We start from the raw sequence: 18867 nt of genomic DNA, 5'->3' as shown, positions 1-18867 counted from the left end.
TTTTCGCGTCCTATTTCTGATCTGCACGACATATAGCCGAGCCTGATGCAATCGATACTATGAGGATTGGCTCAAGTATCCTACCGCTTCCGCTTCTTCCGCGCCGCATACTTCGCGTCGCGCGCGGCCTTTAGCTCGGCTTCGGTCTTTACCGGCACGGCGGCGGCTTCTGCGGCGGCCTGGGCGGCGGCTTCGGCGGCGGCTTTCTTCTCGGCCTTGGCCTGTTCGATGGCGGCTTTGCGGGCGGCGCTTTTTTCAGCGGCGGCGGCATCGCGGGCTTCTTGCGCGGCTTTGCGCCGGGCGACTTCCTCTTCGCTCATCTTCGGTCTGGCGGCGAGTTTCTTCAGCGCCTTCTCTCGCGCCTTTTGCGCCAGTGCGGTGCGTTCCTGGAAGGTCGGTTCTTTGTAGCCAGCCATAAGTCTAATCGGTCTCTGTTTCTTGGCCGGCGCGGGGCCGGCGGGGTGATATTTGTGCGGTCAGAAAGGCGCCGGATGGGCGACCTTTCGACAGGCCCGGGAATGAGCCGTGGTTATTCCTCGCCCATGCGCAGGGCGGCGATGAAGGCTTCCTGCGGGATCGAGACGTTGCCGTACTCGCGCATCTTGGCCTTACCCTTTTTCTGCTTCTCCAGCAGCTTTTTCTTGCGGCTGATGTCTCCGCCGTAACATTTCGCGGTCACATCCTTGCGCATCGCGGCGATGGTTTCACGCGCGATCACCTTGCCGCCGATGGCCGCCTGGATCGGAACCTTGAACAAATGGCGCGGGATCAGATCCTTCAGCCGTTCGCACATACCGCGGCCGCGCGCCTCCGCCACATCGCGGTGGACGATCATGCTGAGCGCATCGACCGGATCGTTGTTGACCAGAATGCTCATCTTCACGAGGTCGCCCTGGCGCAGGCCGATCTGTTCGTAGTCGAAGCTGGCATAGCCGCGGCTGATCGATTTCAGGCGGTCGTAGAAATCGAACACCACTTCGTTGAGCGGCAGTTCATAGGTCACCTGCGCGCGCCCGCCGACATAGGTCAGGTCGATCTGGATGCCGCGCCGGTCCTGGCACAGCTTCAGGATGGAGCCGAGATACTCGTCGGGCGTGTAGATCACCGCCTTGATCCACGGTTCCTCTATGCTGTCGATCCGGCTGGGATCGGGATAGTCGGCCGGGTTGTGCAGCATCAGTTCCTGCGCCGGGTCGGTGCGCGATTTGTTGAGCTGAATGCGATAGACGACGGATGGCGCGGTGGTGATCAGGTCTAGATCGTACTCGCGGGTCAGCCGTTCCTGGATAATCTCCAAGTGCAGCAGGCCGAGGAAGCCGGCGCGGAAGCCGAAGCCGAGTGCCGCGCTGCTCTCCGTCTCGAAGCTGAAGCTGGCGTCGTTGAGGCGCAGCTTGCCGATGCTTTCGCGCAGTTTCTCGAAATCCGCCGCGTCGACCGGGAACAGGCCGCAGAACACAACCGGCTGGACTTCCTTGTAGCCGGGCAGCGCCTTGACCGCCCCGCCCTTCACCGTGGTGATGGTGTCGCCGACCTTGGCTTGTTCGACTTCCTTGATCTGCGCGGTGATGAAGCCGATTTCGCCCGGGCCAAGCTCCGCCAGGTCGGTGCGTTTGGGGGTGAAGCAGCCGACCCGGTCGACCAGATGCTGGGTGCCGCCCTGCATGAATTTGACGTTGAGCCCCTTGTTGAGCACGCCGTCGATGACGCGGACGAGGATGACCACGCCGAGGTACGGGTCGTACCAGCTGTCGACCAGCATGGCTTTCAGCGGGGCGTCACGGTCACCGGTGGGCGGCGGGATGCGGGCGACGAGCGCTTCGAGCACGTCCTCGATCCCGATGCCGGACTTGGCGGAAGTGAGGACTGCGCCGCCCTCCTGCCAGGTGCCGCGCGCTTCGATGCCGACGATTTCCTCGATTTCCTCTGCGACGCGTTCCGGTTCGGCAGCGGGCAGGTCGATCTTGTTGATAACCGGGAGGATTTCGTGATCGTGCTCGATCGACTGGTAGACGTTGGCGAGGGTCTGCGCCTCCACGCCCTGCGCCGCGTCGACCACCAGCAGCGCGCCTTCGCATGCGGCGAGGCTGCGGGAAACCTCGTAGGCGAAATCGACGTGGCCGGGGGTGTCCATGAGGTTGAGCTCATAGGTCACGCCATCCTTGGCGGTGTAGTTGAGGCGCACCGTCTGGGCCTTGATGGTGATCCCGCGCTCTTTCTCAATGTCCATGTTATCAAGGACTTGCTCGGACATCTCGCGATCGGTCAGCCCGCCGGTGAACTGGATCAGCCGGTCGGCCAGGGTCGACTTGCCATGGTCGATATGCGCGATGATGGAGAAGTTGCGGATCTTGGAGAGGTCAGTCATCAGGTATCAATCAAAAGGGGTTTGCAAGCCCCTTAGCGATGCCCTTCGCCCCTGTCAGCAACCGCGTTGCGTGGAAACCGGGTTAATCGGTATTCCAAGCGCTTTTGGAAGTGGTCACTTCCAGAAACTGGGGTCGCGACTTCGGACCATGGTCCCCATCATTGCCAACCAGCGGATAATAACCGGTCGGCAAAGCCTGAAGCGGCATTCCAGCAGCCGCCAACGCATAGGGAGAAATGCGATGGCGAGTGCACAAACCGTCGGCTCCGTCGCTGACGAGTGTTGTTTCGAATTCGAGCCCCTGCGTTGCCTCCTTCGAACGACGGACCTTTGCCACCACCAGTTGCCCCTCACCCAAATCAAGGACAAGGTCCGTTTCCTTCGGCACATTCAGGATGCCTTCGATCATTGCGCCACTGCTCGACAGATTCCGCAAGACCGCCTCGTATCGATGATCTTCATGGATGACACCGACACGGCGGAACACTGTCTTGCGCTCCGAACGGTGCCTGGCCGGCCCGACGATGTCATATTCCAAACGGCCTTCCTCAAGCCGCTGCAACACTTCGTTGTGCGGCAACGCCTTTGCGAACACATAACCTTGAATCAGCGTTGCGCCCCGATTGACGACCAGATCAAGTTCGTCCTTCGCCTCAACACCTTCGGCAACTGTTATCATCCCAAGTGCATTGGCGAGACTGACTACCGCGTCGATGATCGCTGCGTTGTTGCTGCCATTCTCAGTCGCTCCGCGAACGAAACTCTGGTCGATCTTGAGCTTGTCAAAAGGCGCCTGACTTAGATAACTGAGCGAAGAGTAGCCGGTCCCGAAGTCATCGAGCGCCAGCCTGATGCCCAGCTTTTTCAGGCGCGCGAACATGCGTTTGGTGGCGTGGGGGTCCGCCATGAAGACGCTTTCCGTAATTTCCAGTTCAAGCCTGGCCGGGTCGAGTCCGCTACTCTCAAGCACGTTCTTGACCACCTGGACGAAGTCTTCATTGGCGAACTGGACGGCCGATACATTGACCGCAACTGTCAGGTCTCCCGGCCATTCGGCAGCATCGCGGCAGGCCCGCCTGAGCGCCCACTCCCCCAATTCAGTAATCACGCTGGTTTCTTCGGCAATAGGAATGAAGATCCCAGGACTAATCCAACCCGACTCAGGATTATTCCAGCGCATCAGGGCTTCGAAGCCTTTGACGATGTTCGATCCCGCTTGAATAAGTGGCTGATAGTGCATCTCGAGTTGGTCCTGCGGAATGGCATCTCGCAGATCTTCCTCAATCTGTTTTCGGAGCCGCGCCCCTTCCTTCAACTCGCTTGAGTAAAAGCGGAACTGGCCGCGACCACCACTCTTGGACGAATAAAGCGCCAGGTCGGCACTACTGACCAAATCTTCAGCATCGAGACCGTCATACGGCGCAATCGCAATTCCCACCGATGCACCGATAATCGCCCGATTGCCGTTCACAGAATAAGGTTGCGCGATCATCTGGATCAAGCGCGTCGCGATGTCACCCAACTGGCCTCTGTCATCAATATCAGGCAAGAGGATCTGAAACTCGTCACCCCCGATCCGGCCGATCTCGCAATCGCTTCCAATTACTTTTTGGAGCCGCTGGGCAACCTGTTTCAAGACCTCATCACCAGCCGGATGGCCAAGCGTATCATTCACTGCCTTGAACCGGTCCAGGTCCAGCAGCATGAGGGCACAGCTGCGCTTTGCCGCTTTGTACGCGATTAGCGTGGCAGTGAGCCGTTTTTCCATATGGTTGCGATTGGCAAGTCCGGTCAGCCCGTCATATTGGGCAAGCCGCGCCGTATCGCGCTCTCGCTCCCGAGAGAAAGTAATATCCTTCGCGGAGCCTCTGTAACCGAGAAATGTTCCGTCGCTTCCGATTTGCGGTTTTCCTGAGATCGACCACCAGATCTCCTCGTCCTGCTGCGGCAATGCTACCCGAGCGGGCATATCGGCGAAAGAGTGGCGGGCGCTCAGCAGAAAAGGCAGAGGACGCTCTGCTTTCCCCGGATCACTGTCTTTGTCAGGGACAAACAGGTCCGGCAGGGATTTACCGATAATCTCGTCCGCACTTTGCCCCAGTGTCTCGATCGCGGAATGGGACAAATAGATCAGACGCCCTTTCGCGTCCGTTGCCCAAAACCAGCCAAGTTTCAATTCTTCGAAATTGTCGAGCAGTTCAAGACGTTCGCGGACGCTATCCTGCGATATTGGCATGAGGTTGCTGGCGGCACCGACACGCGCGTGGACGCCGCCGATTTTCGATAAGAAGCCTGACTTAGCCATGACACTTGTCCGTCCCGGCTTGGTAGGAATTCAGAGCAAAAAGACTATGTGCCGAGCGCAATGTTGCACTGGCGTGTGACAACTTGCGGGCCATCATGCTGCATCGCTTTCGTCGGTGCGGATGGATCGTCTTTCCTCATCACCACCGATCGCGACCTGACCATTCTTGTCGAGTGCGAGCTGCTGCTCGAACTTCACGCCCATCTTCTGATTTTCGCTCCAGATCGTTCTGGCTTTGACCACCACAGTCGCACTGATGGCGATGTTGAAAGCAGTCCCGACAGGCACATTCCAAAGGCCCTCAATCATCGCCCCGCCTTGTGAAATGTTGCGCACAGTGCCTTTGTAGAAGTCTCCTCCGTGTTCGAGTACGACTTTACGCAGCATGGTTTGGCGAGCCGGACGGGCTGAACGGAATCCCGAAGCTTTCATGGTCGGACCATTGGCGATGATGGTCGCCGCCGCATCGAATGGGACTGCCTTCGAGAAGATATATCCCTGAACGTGGCTGCAGCCAAGCTTGCGCACCAGTTCAAGCTCGTCGAGCGTCTCGACACCCTCGGCCGTCGTATCCATTCCCAAGTCTCTTGCGAGGCTGGTAATCGAGGCAATGATGGCTCCGTTGCGACTACCCGGCTGAGTCGCGCCGCGAACGAAACTCTGGTCAATCTTGATTTTGTCGAACGGCGCTTTCTTGAGGTAGCCGAGCGATGAATAGCCGGTCCCGAAATCATCCAGCGCAAGGCGCACTCCGACCCGCTTCAGCGCAGTGAACATGGCTTCCGTGCCTGCATCATCGTTAAGGAAGACGCTCTCTGTGATTTCCAGCTCGAGCCGCCCCGGTTCGATCTGGGATGATGCGATCGCGTTGGTTATGATCGAGGGCAATTGCGGGTTGGCAAACTGCAGAGGCGAAACATTGACCGCACAGCGGATATTGGTCGGCCATTTCGCGAGATCTGCGCAGGCCGTTCTGATGGCCCATTCACCAATCGCGTTGATGAGGCCCGTATCCTCAGCGACTGGAATGAATTTCTCTGGCGAGAGCCAACCTTGAACCGGATGATTCCATCGCAGCAAAGCCTCGAACCCGGCAATTGTATTGTCGGAGGCATGGAGCACAGGCTGATAGTACAGATCGAGCCCGCCATGCGCGATTGCATCGCGCAGGTCTTCTTCCATTCTGGATCGTTCTTCTGCCGCAGAATGGAGATCGTCGGAGAAGAAATGGTAACGTCCACGTCCACCATCCTTCGCTGCATACAGCGCAAGGTCGGAATTGCGGATGATGGATTCGCTCGTTTCGCCATTTTCCGGCGAGATCGCGATGCCGATCGACGCACCGATCGTCACGCGCTGCCCTTCGATCGAGTAAGGTTGCGACAGCGAACTGATGATTTCCTGTGCAAGTTGAGCCAGGCGTTCACGCGCCACCCGTCCCGGCAAGATTACTTTGAATTCGTCTCCGCCGAGACGGCCCACGCGACCGTCTTTGCCGACCGTCCGCTCCAGACGCTGAGCAACCTGCTTGAGCAACGCATCGCCGGCAGGGTGGCCAAGGGTATCGTTGACCTGTTTGAACCGGTCGAGATCGAGCAGGAATACACAGCATTCCCTCTGGGTTTCAATCGGTGCAGCGAGAATCTTATCAAGCGTCTGCTGCATCTGGAACCGGTTGGCCAACCCCGTCAAGGAGTCGAACTGAGCCAGCCGCTGGACGGATTCCTCGCTGCGCTTCTTTTCGGTTAGATCGGTTCCGGACCCCCTGAAACCAATAAAATTGCCAAAACCGTCATACGCCGGTCTGCCGCTGACAGACCACCAGCGATCTTCACCCAGGACGTGCGCTTTGACGCCCAGTTCCTGGAATGACGATCGCGAGGAAAGATGGAAAGTCAGAGTGCGTTCGCCATCCTGGTTGTCACTGCCAAGATCGAACAATTCCGTGAAGGGCCGCTGTATCAATTCGCTTCGCGCACGCTTCAGGGTCTTTGCAACCGACGTCGAGAGATAGGTCAAATGTCCGCGGCGGTCGGTTTCCCAGAACCAGCCCTGCCCCGTCTCTTCATAATCACGCAGGATGTCTTCCGCCCGATTGCGCTCGCGCTCTCGAATATCGGTAATTGCGAGACGTTTCCTGTTCACATGGGCCTGATATTTTCCGATCAGGGCGATGAAGAATATGCCAAGCAAGAAGCCGCCGATCGCTTCTGCCGTGCCAAGGGTCACAGCGACGGTGCCCCAGGAAGCAATCAGGCAACTCACTTGCTGCGGCGGGCGTTCAGTCAAAAGGCTGAACGCCAGTGTGTTGAACGTGATCAGACCGGCGATGACCCATGGCCAACCGAGACCGGCCATCTGATTCCACAACACCAGCGAGTAGGAAAAGGTCAAATACGGGATGAGAATGACTGCCCAGCCAGCCACTTTGGCCAGGGTGCTTTTCGCTGAATTGCTCCGCTCCCACGGGGCGACGACACGCGTCATTGCAGCCACTGCCGCTCCGGCCAGGGTAATTCCCGCTATGTTTATCGGCGGCAAAGCGCCGGCGATGATGCTCGCAACGATCAGGCTGGCGATAAGGGCGACAGATATGAACCACCAATGGCTTGGCAGCACGTGCCGCTTTTGTTGGACTTTCTCGACCTTCGCCCTGCTGCTGACATTGTCGCGAGAACCACGATCGCGTCGCTCGCTGTTCGATCTGCGATCCTGCTTTTTCGGTCCATCAGTCTCAGTGACGGCTGCAAGACGTGCAGGGTCGCCCTTCGCGCGAGCACGCGGAGAGACTTGTGTTTGGCTGTGCCGTTGCGGTTTTGGTCCGCCCATGCTTGCGCGATGCCCGAAGGCTTTTGAAAAACAGTTAACCGGCCACTCATTAGTCACACATTTTCAAGACTTCGCCGCCGCAACTTGCCATTCCGCATCATGCTGTGCATGAAACAGCGGACGCTGCAATTTGGGGAACTAAAAATCCTATGACTGAAGGCCCAAATCTCGAAGACGAAGCCGCGCAATCGACAACCGCGCTCGGCCCGCTGGTTGGCTTGGCGAGAGAAGACTTCGTCGGCGCTGTCGCGCTGTTGCTTCGCGAGACTGCATCCGATCCCAAGCGCACTATGAAACACGCGCAGGAAATGGGGCAGGACATGATCAAGATCATGACCGGCCAGTCCGATCTTGCCCCGGAACCGCGCGACAAGCGTTTCATGGATCCGGCATGGCAATACAATCCCTTCTTCCGCGCCGGTGCGCAATACTATCTCGCAGTGCAAAAAGGCATGCGAAACTGGCTCTCGGAACTCGAGCTTGACGAGCTTGAACGCGACCGCGCCAATTTCATCTCGAATATCATCATCGACAGCCTCGCGCCGACCAATTCGCTCGTCGGTAATCCGACAGCCCAGAAAAGGTTAATCGACAGCGGCGGATTGAGCCTCGTGAAGGGCCTCAAGAACGCTTATGATGACATGGTCCACAACAAGGGCATGGTCAGCCAGGTCAACAAGAAGCCTTTCAAACTCGGTGAAAACATTGCGACGTCGAAAGGTTCGGTCGTCTTGCGGACCGAGATGATGGAACTGGTGCATTATGCGCCGACCACCGACGAAGTTTACGAAGTGCCGCAGCTGACGATCCCGCCGCAGATAAACAAGATGTATATCAACGACTTGTCGCCGGAAAAGTCAGTGGTGAAGTACCAGCTCGACAATGGCATCCAGACTTTCGTGATTTCCTGGCGCAATCCCTCGAAGGAGCAAGGCCACTGGGACATGGCCGACTACATCGCGTCATGCAGCGAAGCGATGGAAGCGGTGTCGAAGATCACCGGCTCGAAGAAGGTCAATGTCTCCGCCGGATGCTCGGGCGGACAGACTGCTGCCATGCTCGCCAGCAAACTCGCGGCGGATGGCAAAGACCTGCTCGGCTCGCTGACGTTGATGGTTTGCGTGCTGCACCCGAAACAGAACGATATCGAAGCCGGTTCGCTGATGACGGACAATGGCATGACCCTGGCCAAACAGCGCGCGGCAAAGAAGGGCATTATCAAGGGCGATGATCTGGCGCGCGGCTTCGCATGGCTGCGTCCGAACGATCTGATCTGGAACTACGTGATCAACAATTATCTGCTGGGTGAAGACCCGCCGGCATTTGATGTGCTGTTCTGGAATGCCGATGCGACCAACCTCTCGGCTGCCCTCATGGGCGATTTTCTCCATATTTTCGAGACGCTTGCCTTTACGAAAAAGGGCGAAGTCGAAATGGTCGACCACAAGATCGACCTGTCGAAAGTCGATAGCGACCTGTTCATCCTCGGCGGCGTAACCGACCACATCACCCCGTGGAAGGCGACTTACCGTTCGACCAGACTCTTCGGTTCGGACGACGTGACCTATGTGCTGAGCCATTCGGGCCATATGCAGGCCATCCTGAACCCGCCCGGCAACCCCAAGGCGAGGTATTACATCCAGAAGAAGGATGGTCCTTTGCCTGAAACCGCCGACGAGTGGCTGAAAGGTACCGAGGAGGTGGCCGGCAGCTGGTGGCCATACTGGATGGAATGGGTGCAGAAGCGATCAGGCAAGAAGAAGGCTGCTCCGAAATCGGTGGGTAACAAGGCGTTCAAGCCCTTGGATCCGGCTCCGGGCCTGTATGTAATCGAAGAACGCTGAGCCTGTCGCTCGCCGGAAAAGGACTTTTGATTGACCGACCCCATGAAAACTGCCGAAGTCTCGCTGGAGAATGTCGGCGGAAGAACGCTCCGTGTCGCGCGCTGGCGCCTTGATCAGCCGAGCGATCACCCGCCCATCCTGTTCTTCAACGGGATCGGCGCGAACATAGAGGCGGTTGCGCCGCTGGCCGCAGCGATGGAAGATCGCGGTTTCATCATGTTCGACATGCCGGGTATCGGCGGCTCCCCGGAGCCGCTCATTCCTTACAACACTGTCACCATGGCGTGGACGAGCGCACAATTGCTCAACCATCTTGGCGTCGACGTGGTCGATGTGATGGGGATCAGCTGGGGCGGCGGCATGGCGCAGCATTTCGCCATTCAGCATCCTGGCCGTACACGCCGTCTTGTCCTCATTGCGACAAGTGCGGGCATGTTGATGATGCCGGGCAATCCCAAGGCGCTGACCAAAATGGCCAACCCGCGGCGTTACATCGACCCGGAATTCATGGTGCAAAATTTCGAGACGCTTTACGGCGAGGGCCTCGGCAAGGGGCCCGGCAAGAAGGGGCATATGTCGCGCCTCACCCCGCCCAGCCCGCGCGGTTACATGTATCAACTTCTGGCCATGCTTGGCTGGACCAGCGCCCCCGCCCTGCCCTTCATGCGCAAGCCAACCCTGATCCTGATGGGTGACGACGACCAGATCGTTCCTTTGGCTAACGGCAAGTTCCTCAACACGCTGATACCCAACAGCAAACTCGTCGTGCTGGAAGACGGCGGGCATCTTTTCCTGCTGAGCCATGAGGAAGAAAGTCTCGCCGAAATACGCGGGTTCCTCGACCCGGCAGTCGACCCGGAGATGAAGGAAGCGGCCTAGTGCGTCACATTGCAATCATCGGCTCGGGGCCGGCAGGCTATTACACGGCGGAGGCCGCGCAAAAGCACTGGGGCGATGATGTAAGAGTTGACATATTCGATGCCTTGCCAGTGCCTTACGGCCTGATCCGTACCGGCGTCGCACCCGATCACCAGTCGATCAAAGCCGTGTCCAGGCGCTATGAGAAAACCGCGCTGACGGACAACGTCCGCTTCGTGGGCAATGTGACGATCGGCGAAAGCGTCTCGATCGGCGATTTGCAGAGCCTATACGATGCGGTCGTGCTGGCGACGGGCGCACCCAATGATCGCCAATTGGGTATGCCGGGCGAAGATCTCGGCAATGTGTTCGGCAGCGCATCATTTGTCGGCTGGTACAATGGTCATCCGAAATTTGCCGCGCTCGAGCCTGATCTTTCCGGCAGGCACGCAGTGGTCATCGGTATGGGCAATGTCGCGCTCGACGTAGCGCGCATTCTGGCCAAGACTGAAAACGAGTTCGCAGGATCGGATATTGTCGGTCATGCACTCGATGCATTGCGAGGAAGCAACATCAATTCCATCACGATCCTCGGGCGGCGCGGGCCGCACCAGGTCATGATGACACCCAAAGAACTGGGCGAGCTGATGCATCTCGAGCGCGCCAGCCCGCGGGTTGATCCGGCGGATCTGCCGGAAGAGGCGGAAGATGCCATTCTCGAACCGGGTCTGCGCAAGTCCGTCACACATCTGCGCAGCTTCGCAGCCATCCCGGAAAGCGTTCATGCCGACACGCCGATCGAGATCGAGTTCGATATGTATGCCAGCCCGGTCGAATTGCTCGGTGACGGCAAAGTACATAAGATCAGGATCGAGCGCACGAAAGTCGAAAGCGGGCGGGCTGTCGGCACAGGTGAATTCTACGAGATACCAGCGGACCTTGTTGTGAGCTGTATCGGCTACCGCACCAGTCCGATACCCGGAGTACCGTTCGACGAACGCGCCGGCCGCTTTGCCAATGACGAAGGGCGCATTCTGCCCGGCCTGTACTGCGTCGGCTGGGCCCGCCGCGGCCCTTCGGGTACGATCGGAACCAACCGGCCCGACGGGTATGGCCTGATCGACAAGATCGTCGAGGACATCGACAGCGGTGCTATCGGCGGAGGCAGAAAAAAGGGCCGCGAAGGGTTCGATGCTCTGGTCGAAGAGCGCGCACTGGAAGTGGTGACCTTCCGCGATTGGAAGAAAATCGAAGAGGCTGAAGAGGCCGCCGCGCGCGAAGGCGCACCGCGTGAAAAGTTCGTCGATATTGCAGCAATGATTGCGGCGCGCAGCTAAGCTGCGAAATTGGATCGGGAGTAGGAATTCAATGATTGCTCCCTTAGCCGATGCAAATCCTGATGTCCGTCCGATCGCTCAGCGGCCAGCCCATGGAACTGGCGGCCCACTCGATCGAACCGGCTTTGTCTGGGCGGGCTTCGAATGGGCGCGCAATCCGTATTACCTCCTGATCATCATCTATATTTTCGCGCCTTACTTCGCGCGGGACATTATCGGGGCCGACCTGATGGCAAGCGGCGAACTGGACGGTCTCGACCCTGAAACCGCGCGGGCAACAGCCAATGCGCAAGGTCAGGCCACGATTGCGTCCGTGACAAAATGGGCTGGGTTTATCGCCGCCCTGACCGCTCCGTTTCTCGGCGCGGCGCTTGACCGGGGCGGGCGATTAAAGCCGGTACTGGCCATCACGGTCGGCGCTATTTCGCTGTGTTCCGCGCTGCTGTGGTTTGCCATTCCTGGCGGCCAGGGCTTTTCGACCGCTACCATCATGGCACTGCTGGTGATCGCTTATGTCAGCTTTACCTATTCAGAGGTGACGCACAACGCCATGCTGAGCGTCGCCGGGGGCCCGGGCAAACTCTCGATGATTTCGGGTCTAGGCCTGGCATTGGGCAATCTCGCGGCCACGTTGATCTTTGTTGCGCTGGTCGTGTTGTTCGTGCTGCCCAGCCTGATCCAGTGGCCGTTTGCGGAACCTCAGTTCGGCATCGATGTCGCATCCTTCGAGCACATGCGGATCGCCGGACCCATCTGCGCCGTCTGGTTCGTCGCATTTTCCATTCCGTTCTTTCTTCATGCGAAGGACCCCGGCGTCGCCGGTCAAAGCTGGCCGGCAGCCGTGCGTGACGGTGCCCGCAGTGTCATTCAGACCTTTCGCGAAGCGGCCAAATATCGTGAGCTCCTCAAGTTTCTAGTCGCGCGGATGTTTTATCAGGATGCGATGGCCGCCATGCTCGCGCTCGGGGCGGTCTATGTTGCGCTGTTTCTCAACTGGGATTTTCTCGACATGCTTTGCTACGCGATAGTGGCCAGCGCATTCGCATTTGCCGGCGGGCTGTTCGGCGGCTGGCTCGAGGCAAAGGTTGGCGTCAAGCAAGCGCTCATTATCGAGATCGTCGGCATGATCATCGCACTGGTGCTCCAGTTGAGCATTACCCGTGAAAGTCTGGGATTTGGCTTGATCGACAATTATCAGGTGTGGGACGGCATGGTGTTCCAGACTCTGTCGGACCTTGTGTATCTCAGCCTGATCTGCGTTGTCGCTGTTACAGCCACTGCAAGCATTTCAGGCAGCCGCTCGATGCTTGTTACGCTTGCTCCGTCTGGGCGTAGCGGAGAATTCTTCGGCCTTTACGCGATTGCGGGCACAGTCACCGTGTGGATGGGTCCGTTGCTGGTCGAATACCTCACGCTCTGGTCGAACAGCCAGAGGATCGGGATGGCATCGATCGGGTTGCTGTTTGCCATCGGCCTTGCGGTCCTCATGTCCGTCAAAGTCTCGCATCGCGGGGCCGCTTGATCACGCAGCGTCTGGACTTGTCAGTGGTAATGTGAAACCTTCTCTTTCGGAGAGAGGAGCATACTACCATGCCAGCATTCGACCTTATCATTCGCGGCGGAACCATCGTCGATGGCACCGGTGCCGGGCGTTTCATCGGTGACATCGCCGTCAAGGACGGTTTGATCGCACAGGTGGGCGAGGTGCGCGGCGATGCTGCGGAAGAGATCGAAGCCAGCGGACTGCTGGTTACACCCGGCTTCGTCGACATTCATACCCATTATGATGGGCAGGCGACGTGGGACCAGGAAATGGCACCATCCAGCTGGCACGGCGTTACAACCGTCGTGATGGGCAATTGCGGGGTCGGCTTCGCCCCTGCCAAGCCTGACAAGCACGAATGGCTGATCGGTTTGATGGAAGGGGTCGAGGATATCCCCGGGACCGCGCTGGCCGAAGGCATGAAATGGAACTGGGAGACCTTTCCAGAATATCTCGATGCGCTGGAAGAACTGCCGCGCACGGTCGATGTCGGCACGCACGTACCGCATGGCTCGGTTCGTGCCTATGTGCTGGGAGACCGCGAGCGCCCGGGCGCCATTCCGACCGAGGATGACATTGCGCAGATGTCGACCATCGTCGAAGAAGGCGTGCGCGCCGGTGCGCTTGGATTCTCCACCAGCCGCACCGTCCTGCACCGCGATATCGATGGCGAAGTCGTGCCCGGCACCACCGCCACGGCCGAAGAACTGGTCGAGATCGGCCGGGCGATGGGCCGCGCGGGCCACGGTGTGTTTGAAATGGCCAGCGACATGATGCGCGAATGGGACGAATTTGGCTGGATGGGGAAATTGAGCCGCGAGACCGGGCTGCCCGTTACATTTGCCGCGCTGCAATCCATCGCCAAGGAATTGCCGCTCGAAGAGCAGATTTCTTCGATGCGCGCGGAGAACGACAACGGCGCCAACATCGTTGCCCAGATCGCACTGCGCGGCAATGGCATCGTGATGGCGTGGCAAGGCACAGTGCATCCGTTCCGGCTCAAACCAAGCTGGAAAGAGATCGAGGAATTGCCGTGGGAAGAGCAGAAAGCGAAGCTGTTCGACGCGGAATTCAAAGCGAAAATTCTTGCTGAGCAGCATGATTTTTCTGAGGTAAATCAGGATATTATCGGACTGATCATGGTGGTTTGCGGCGGCTGGAACATGCAGTTCGAAATGGACCCGGACTTCAATTACGAACCGACCACTGACGAAAGCATCCTCGAACGGGCGAAGGCAGCGGGTGTTTCTGGCGAAGAATACGCTTACGACTTGCTGTGTAGCGACGATGGCAAGGGTTTCATCTATCTGCCGATCCTCAACTACGCCGACGGCAATCTGGATTTCCTGATGGACCTCCAGCAGTCTGACGATACGGTCAATTCGCTCAGCGACGGAGGCGCGCACTGCGGCACCATTTGCGACGCGGCTTCGCCGACCTTCATGCTGCAGCACTGGGTGCGCGATCGAGAGCGCGGGACGATCGGGCTCGAAAATGCAATCAAGCGGCAATGCTCAGACACCGCGCGGCTTTACGGGCTCGAAGATCGCGGGGTGCTGGCACCGGGCTATCTGGCCGATCTCAACATCATCGATATGGACAAACTGAAGCTCGGCAAGCCGTGGCTCGCCTTCGACTTGCCGGCAGGCGGGAAACGCCTGTTGCAGAAAGCCGAGGGCTATGTTGCCACGATCAAGAACGGCGAAGTGACCTTCCGAGATGGCACCTGGACCGGGTCTGCTCCGGGAGGGCTGATCCGCGGCCCGCAACGTGCGGACCTGGCGGAGGCGGCCGAATGAAAGCGATCCGCACAGGCGCAACGCCGTCGACGCTCGAAGCGCTCGAATGGGTCGATATGGACGACGCACCGGATCCTGGGCCGGGTGAGATCAAAGTCGCCATCAAGGCCAGTTCACTGAATTACCACGACTATGCGGTCGTGAAAGGCATGATCCCGACGCAGCCGGGCCGTATCCCGATGTCGGACGGCGCGGGCGAGGTCGTGGCGATCGGTGACGGGGTAGCTGAATTCGCCGTCGGCGATGCGGTGGTCAGCACCTTCTTCCCCGACTGGCTCGACGGATCGCCGCCGCAGACCGCTTTCACCCGCGTGCCGGGCGACGGCATCGATGGCTATGCGCGTGAGACAATCACTGCGCCGAGCCACTGGTTCACTCGCGCCCCTGCGGGCTATTCGCATGCCGAAGCGGCGACGCTAACCTGCGCCGGACTGACCGCATGGCGGGCGCTGTTTGTCGACTACGCGCTTAAGCCGGGCGACACTGTGCTGGTTCAAGGCACGGGCGGAGTGTCGATCTTCGCCCTGCAACTAGCCAAGGCGGCAGGCGCCACGGTGATCGCGACCAGCTCATCGGACGACAAGCTGGAGCGGGTCGAAGCGCTCGGTGCGGATCATCTAATCAACTACAAGAAAGTCGAAGCCTGGGGCCCGAAGGCGCTGGAGATCACTGGCGGGCGCGGTGTCGATTGCGTGGTGGAGATTGGCGGCGCAGGCACGCTCGACCAGTCGATGCTGGCCACTCGGATCGGCGGACATGTAGCGCTGATCGGCGTGCTTGCAGGCATCGCCGGACCCGTGCAGACGGCGCTGCTGTTCTCGAAGAACCTGAAGGTTCAGGGCCTGACAGTCGGCAGCCGCGCCATGCAGCAGGACATGATCGCCGCGATCGAGGCGAACGGCATCAAGCCAGTTATCTCGGACCATTTCGCGCTGGAAAATCTCGCCGACGCTTTCCGCCATCAAGAGGCGAACAAGCATTTCGGCAAGATTGCGGTCGATATTTAGGACTCGATTACGATCCCCTTTGCGGGATCGACATTGCCTTGCACCATTGCGACAAACACGTCTTTCGCGGCCGCGAGGCTCTGGTGGCGTTCGATCTCGACTGTGTCGCCGATATCGGTGAGGAACGCGTGCCAGCTTTCGGCAACCTGTTTGCCGAAGCCTTCGGGGCCGAGTTCCTTGATCGCCGAAACTGCATGGTCCGGCGCGAAGAACAACGTCGGCGTTGGGCCTGGCATCCCGGCATCACCGCCCAATCCGCCCGCCCCGCGCGCTTCGATATGGGTCGCGCCGACCAGACAGGAGTATTTGAGATTGTCGCCAAAATGCTGATGGATCTGCTTCAGCACAGCGGCGTTGCCCGCGAAATCCACCACGACCGACGGTTGTGACGCGATCCCGGCAATTTCATCATATGCGAAGACTTCATCGTAAAAGCCTGTTTTACGGGTAAATTCAACGTTGCCGGACGAAGTCAGGCCGATGCGTTTCACATCGGGTGAACGATGCTTGGCCACACTCGCCAACCCCATTGAAGTCTTGGAAGAGGCGCTGGTCATCACCACTGTGCCCGCACCGAACCATCGCTCTGCGCGCATGAAGCTTTCGATCAGAAAACCGGTCTTGAACAGCGGACCGAAGATCATCCGTTCGTCTTCCTTCGCAGCGTCGTGCTCGGGATCGGCGGCGAGGCGCGAATACTGATTGTAGATCGGGCTCATCGGCTGGCGATGCACCGCCATGTCCATGAACCCGCCCTTGGAGACATTGCCCGGCACAACATCGAGATGCGAAGCCATGGGCAAGTAGCCATAAACCCGCTCGCCCACGGAAATGTCGGCGCAGTTGCTCTCGATCACCCTGGCATGGCCCCACATCGGAACAATGCCCTTGCCTTCCGGCGCCGGGAAGAAGTTCCAATATCCGAACCCGTCGCCCACCACGGCATAGGTGATGTTGTTCGCCGTGACTGAAAAGCTCTCGATCGCGAGGCGTGCCGCGCCTTCGGCGAGCACGCCGTCATCGACTGACTGCAGCGTGGCATCGGTCAGCTGGTCTTTCGTGACATGGACTTGTTCGGACATCGCATCTCTCCTTGTTGGAGAAACGCTAGCCCGCGGCGCGGCAGATTGCGAGTGTCTAAACCCGCATCGGCATCAGCACATAGAGAGCCGGGCTCTTCTCGTCCTTGCGGATCAGCGTCGGCGCACCGGCATCGGCGAGATGCAATTCGACCGTATCGCTGTCGATCTGGCTGAGGATGTCCTTGAGATAGCCGGCATTGAAGCCGATCTCGAAACCCTCCGAACTGTATTCCGCAGGCACTTCTTCAGCCGCCGTGCCGTTGTCCGGGCTGGTGACGGTCAGAGTGACCTTGTCATTCTCCAGGCACATTTTCACAGCGCGGGTCTTTTCCGTCGCGATTGTCGCGACACGGTCGACACCTTCGTAAAGGCTGCGCGGCGCAATCCTGAGCAGCTTGTCGTTGCCGGTCGGAATGACCCGGCTGTAGTCCGGGAAGGTCCCGTCGATCAGCTTGCTTGTCAGCACGACCCCGCCTTCGCCGCCGAGCGTAAAGCGGATCTTGCTGGCTGAAAGTTCGACCTGAACGCTGCCGTCCATCGCTTCTTCGAGCAGCTTGCGCAGCTCTGCGACCGCTTTGCGCGGAACGATCACATCGGGCATGCCCTCTGCGCCTTCGGGCTGGTCGAGCGTGAAGCGCGCGAGACGGTGGCCGTCGGTCGCTGCCGCTTTCAGCACCGGCTTGTCGTCTTCCGCGACATGCAGGAAGATGCCGTTCAGATAATACCGCGTTTCCTCGGTGCTGATCGCGAACCGCGTCCGATCGATCAGTTCCGCCAGGGTTTTCGCAGGAAGCTCGAAACTCGTCGGCAGATCGCCTTCGACAATGACCGGGAAATCGTCACGCGGCAGCGTTGGCAGGGAGAAGCGGCTGCGCCCGGCTTTCACCGCCATGCGATTGTCCGCTGTCTCGAGACTAACCTGGCTTCCCTCCGGCAATTTGCGCGCGATATCGAACAGCAAATGCGCCGACACAGTGATCGCACCTGGTGCTTCGACAGAGGCGGCGGACATGTTTTCCACCACTTGCAGGTCGAGGTCGGTCGCCATGACCTTGAGCGATCCGCCGGCATCGGCTTCGATCAGCACGTTCGACAGGATGGGAATGGTATTGCGCCGCTCCACCACGGACTGCACATGGCCGAGGCAGCGGAGCAAAGTAGCACGTTCGATTGTGGCCTTCATTAAATCCCCCATGCGCGCTCAACGGGTTTGCCCCTGTGTGTCAGGGGCCGGAATCGCCCTCGAGCGCCGGATTATTCACCAATATCCTTAGCGCGGGTGCGCTATGCGGCAAGGGTTTAGAGCCGTTTGCGCCGATTCCTTGGGGATAACGGCGCTGTCAGCGGCTTTCGCGATAGGTATGGTAATCCGCCGCAGCCGCAACATACACTCCGAGCATCGCCCAGACGGATTCAGGAACTGCTTCGATGTCGGTGCCCGGCGCCAGACCTTGATCCAGCAGCGCGACAATACGCGGCTCGTCGAATTCCACATTGCCGTCATTGGCGGCGCCCGGTCCGACATCGAAAATGCGGTTCACAACCGCCACATCGACCCCTGCTCCGGTCAATGTTTCGCCAGCGATATCCATTGCAACGACCGCAAACGCATATTCCCCATACGCCTCCGACTGGTCCGTCACGACCCCGTGCCGCGCGATGCAGCGATTGGTCAGTTCGACCGATTGGTCGATCACTGCCTCGCTTTCGGCAGCGCTGGACTGGCCGGTCAGATCCTTGCGGATCAACGCGCGAAGCGATGAAGACACTTCGAGCCTGGGACATTCGAGCGCTTCGGCGGACTGCGCCTGTGCCGGTATCGCGATGAGGGTTGTGGAAGCTGCCGCGATAACCACTGAAAGTGACTTCGCCAGACGGATGGTGTGTGTTCGCATTTG

Annotated in this window: 13 protein-coding genes; 6 read left to right on the top strand and 7 right to left on the bottom strand. The window is 59.1% G+C overall.

The genetic code is table 11. From position 1 onward, the window contains the following. Window positions 1-80: 80 nt before the first annotated feature. The 4 genes from E0502_RS11830 to E0502_RS11815 all read right to left on the bottom strand — a co-directional run bounded on the left by E0502_RS11830 (window position 81) and on the right by E0502_RS11815 (window position 7289). A complete protein-coding gene (locus tag E0502_RS11830; RefSeq protein ID WP_137678199.1) occupies window positions 81-416 on the bottom strand; it encodes a DUF6481 family protein in 336 nt (111 codons plus the stop codon). 113 nt (window positions 417-529) lie between these two features. Then, window positions 530-2365 (bottom strand): translation elongation factor 4, encoded by a 1836-nt coding sequence (lepA, locus tag E0502_RS11825; protein ID WP_137678198.1) that lies wholly within the window; start codon window positions 2363-2365, stop codon window positions 530-532. 82 nt (window positions 2366-2447) lie between these two features. After that, the gene (locus tag E0502_RS11820) at window positions 2448-4601 is read right to left on the bottom strand and encodes an EAL domain-containing protein (RefSeq protein ID WP_137678798.1); all 2154 of its coding nucleotides are present in this window, start codon (window positions 4599-4601) and stop codon (window positions 2448-2450) included. A gap of 162 nt (window positions 4602-4763) precedes the next feature. Beyond that, window positions 4764-7289: an EAL domain-containing protein gene (locus E0502_RS11815; RefSeq protein WP_240049045.1), complete on the bottom strand. Its 2526-nt coding sequence runs from the start codon at window positions 7287-7289 to the stop codon at window positions 4764-4766. Between the two features lie 359 nt (window positions 7290-7648). Between E0502_RS11815 and E0502_RS11810 the strand changes: the two genes are divergently transcribed. The 6 genes from E0502_RS11810 (at window position 7649) to E0502_RS11785 (ending at window position 15887) form a co-directional block, all read left to right on the top strand. Continuing rightward, the gene (locus E0502_RS11810; RefSeq protein WP_137678196.1) at window positions 7649-9343 is read left to right on the top strand and encodes a PHA/PHB synthase family protein; all 1695 of its coding nucleotides are present in this window, start codon (window positions 7649-7651) and stop codon (window positions 9341-9343) included. Window positions 9344-9373: 30 nt separating this feature from the next. Further along, window positions 9374-10222: an alpha/beta fold hydrolase gene (locus E0502_RS11805; protein WP_240049037.1), complete on the top strand. Its 849-nt coding sequence runs from the start codon at window positions 9374-9376 to the stop codon at window positions 10220-10222. Then, a complete protein-coding gene (locus E0502_RS11800) occupies window positions 10222-11538 on the top strand; it encodes an FAD-dependent oxidoreductase (RefSeq protein WP_137678195.1) in 1317 nt (438 codons plus the stop codon). Before E0502_RS11805 ends, E0502_RS11800 begins: the two co-directional genes overlap by 1 nt. Before the next feature lie 31 nt (window positions 11539-11569). Continuing rightward, window positions 11570-13060: an MFS transporter gene (locus E0502_RS11795; RefSeq protein ID WP_137678194.1), complete on the top strand. Its 1491-nt coding sequence runs from the start codon at window positions 11570-11572 to the stop codon at window positions 13058-13060. 68 nt (window positions 13061-13128) lie between these two features. Then, complete coding sequence (locus tag E0502_RS11790) at window positions 13129-14880, top strand: N-acyl-D-amino-acid deacylase family protein (RefSeq protein ID WP_137678193.1); 1752 nt, start codon at window positions 13129-13131, stop codon at window positions 14878-14880. After that, window positions 14877-15887: a zinc-dependent alcohol dehydrogenase family protein gene (locus tag E0502_RS11785; protein WP_137678192.1), complete on the top strand. Its 1011-nt coding sequence runs from the start codon at window positions 14877-14879 to the stop codon at window positions 15885-15887. Before E0502_RS11790 ends, E0502_RS11785 begins: the two co-directional genes overlap by 4 nt. Here E0502_RS11785 and E0502_RS11780 read toward each other — a convergent pair. From E0502_RS11780 to E0502_RS11770, 3 genes are all read right to left on the bottom strand, one after another. Beyond that, on the bottom strand, window positions 15884-16969 hold the full coding sequence (locus tag E0502_RS11780) for a DUF2855 family protein (protein WP_137678191.1): 1086 nt from the start codon (window positions 16967-16969) through the stop codon (window positions 15884-15886). The genes E0502_RS11785 and E0502_RS11780 overlap by 4 nt on opposite strands. Before the next feature lie 55 nt (window positions 16970-17024). Then, entirely contained in the window at window positions 17025-18152 is a 1128-nt protein-coding gene (gene dnaN, locus E0502_RS11775; RefSeq protein WP_137678190.1) for a DNA polymerase III subunit beta, read from the bottom strand. 157 nt (window positions 18153-18309) lie between these two features. Then, a complete protein-coding gene (locus E0502_RS11770) occupies window positions 18310-18864 on the bottom strand; it encodes a hypothetical protein (protein WP_137678189.1) in 555 nt (184 codons plus the stop codon). Window positions 18865-18867: the final 3 nt, after the last annotated feature.

Origin of the sequence: Parerythrobacter lutipelagi (assembly GCF_005434975.1) — a bacterium.
Classification (GTDB): domain Bacteria; phylum Pseudomonadota; class Alphaproteobacteria; order Sphingomonadales; family Sphingomonadaceae; genus Parerythrobacter_A; species Parerythrobacter_A lutipelagi.
This window is presented reverse-complemented; position numbering and strand designations above follow the sequence as displayed.

What these genes read in the sequence shown, in the direction of transcription:
- E0502_RS11830 (WP_137678199.1), bottom strand. Translation starts at nt 416, where the DNA reads ATGGCTGGCTACAAAGAACCGACCTTCCAGGAACGCACCGCACTGGCG.
- lepA (WP_137678198.1), bottom strand. Translation starts at nt 2,365, where the DNA reads ATGACTGACCTCTCCAAGATCCGCAACTTCTCCATCATCGCGCATATC.
- E0502_RS11820 (WP_137678798.1), bottom strand. Translation starts at nt 4,601, where the DNA reads ATGCCAATATCGCAGGATAGCGTCCGCGAACGTCTTGAACTGCTCGAC.
- E0502_RS11810 (WP_137678196.1), top strand. Translation starts at nt 7,649, where the DNA reads ATGACTGAAGGCCCAAATCTCGAAGACGAAGCCGCGCAATCGACAACC.
- E0502_RS11795 (WP_137678194.1), top strand. Translation starts at nt 11,570, where the DNA reads ATGATTGCTCCCTTAGCCGATGCAAATCCTGATGTCCGTCCGATCGCT.
- E0502_RS11790 (WP_137678193.1), top strand. Translation starts at nt 13,129, where the DNA reads ATGCCAGCATTCGACCTTATCATTCGCGGCGGAACCATCGTCGATGGC.
- E0502_RS11785 (WP_137678192.1), top strand. Translation starts at nt 14,877, where the DNA reads ATGAAAGCGATCCGCACAGGCGCAACGCCGTCGACGCTCGAAGCGCTC.
- E0502_RS11780 (WP_137678191.1), bottom strand. Translation starts at nt 16,969, where the DNA reads ATGTCCGAACAAGTCCATGTCACGAAAGACCAGCTGACCGATGCCACG.
- dnaN (WP_137678190.1), bottom strand. Translation starts at nt 18,152, where the DNA reads ATGAAGGCCACAATCGAACGTGCTACTTTGCTCCGCTGCCTCGGCCAT.
- E0502_RS11770 (WP_137678189.1), bottom strand. Translation starts at nt 18,864, where the DNA reads ATGCGAACACACACCATCCGTCTGGCGAAGTCACTTTCAGTGGTTATC.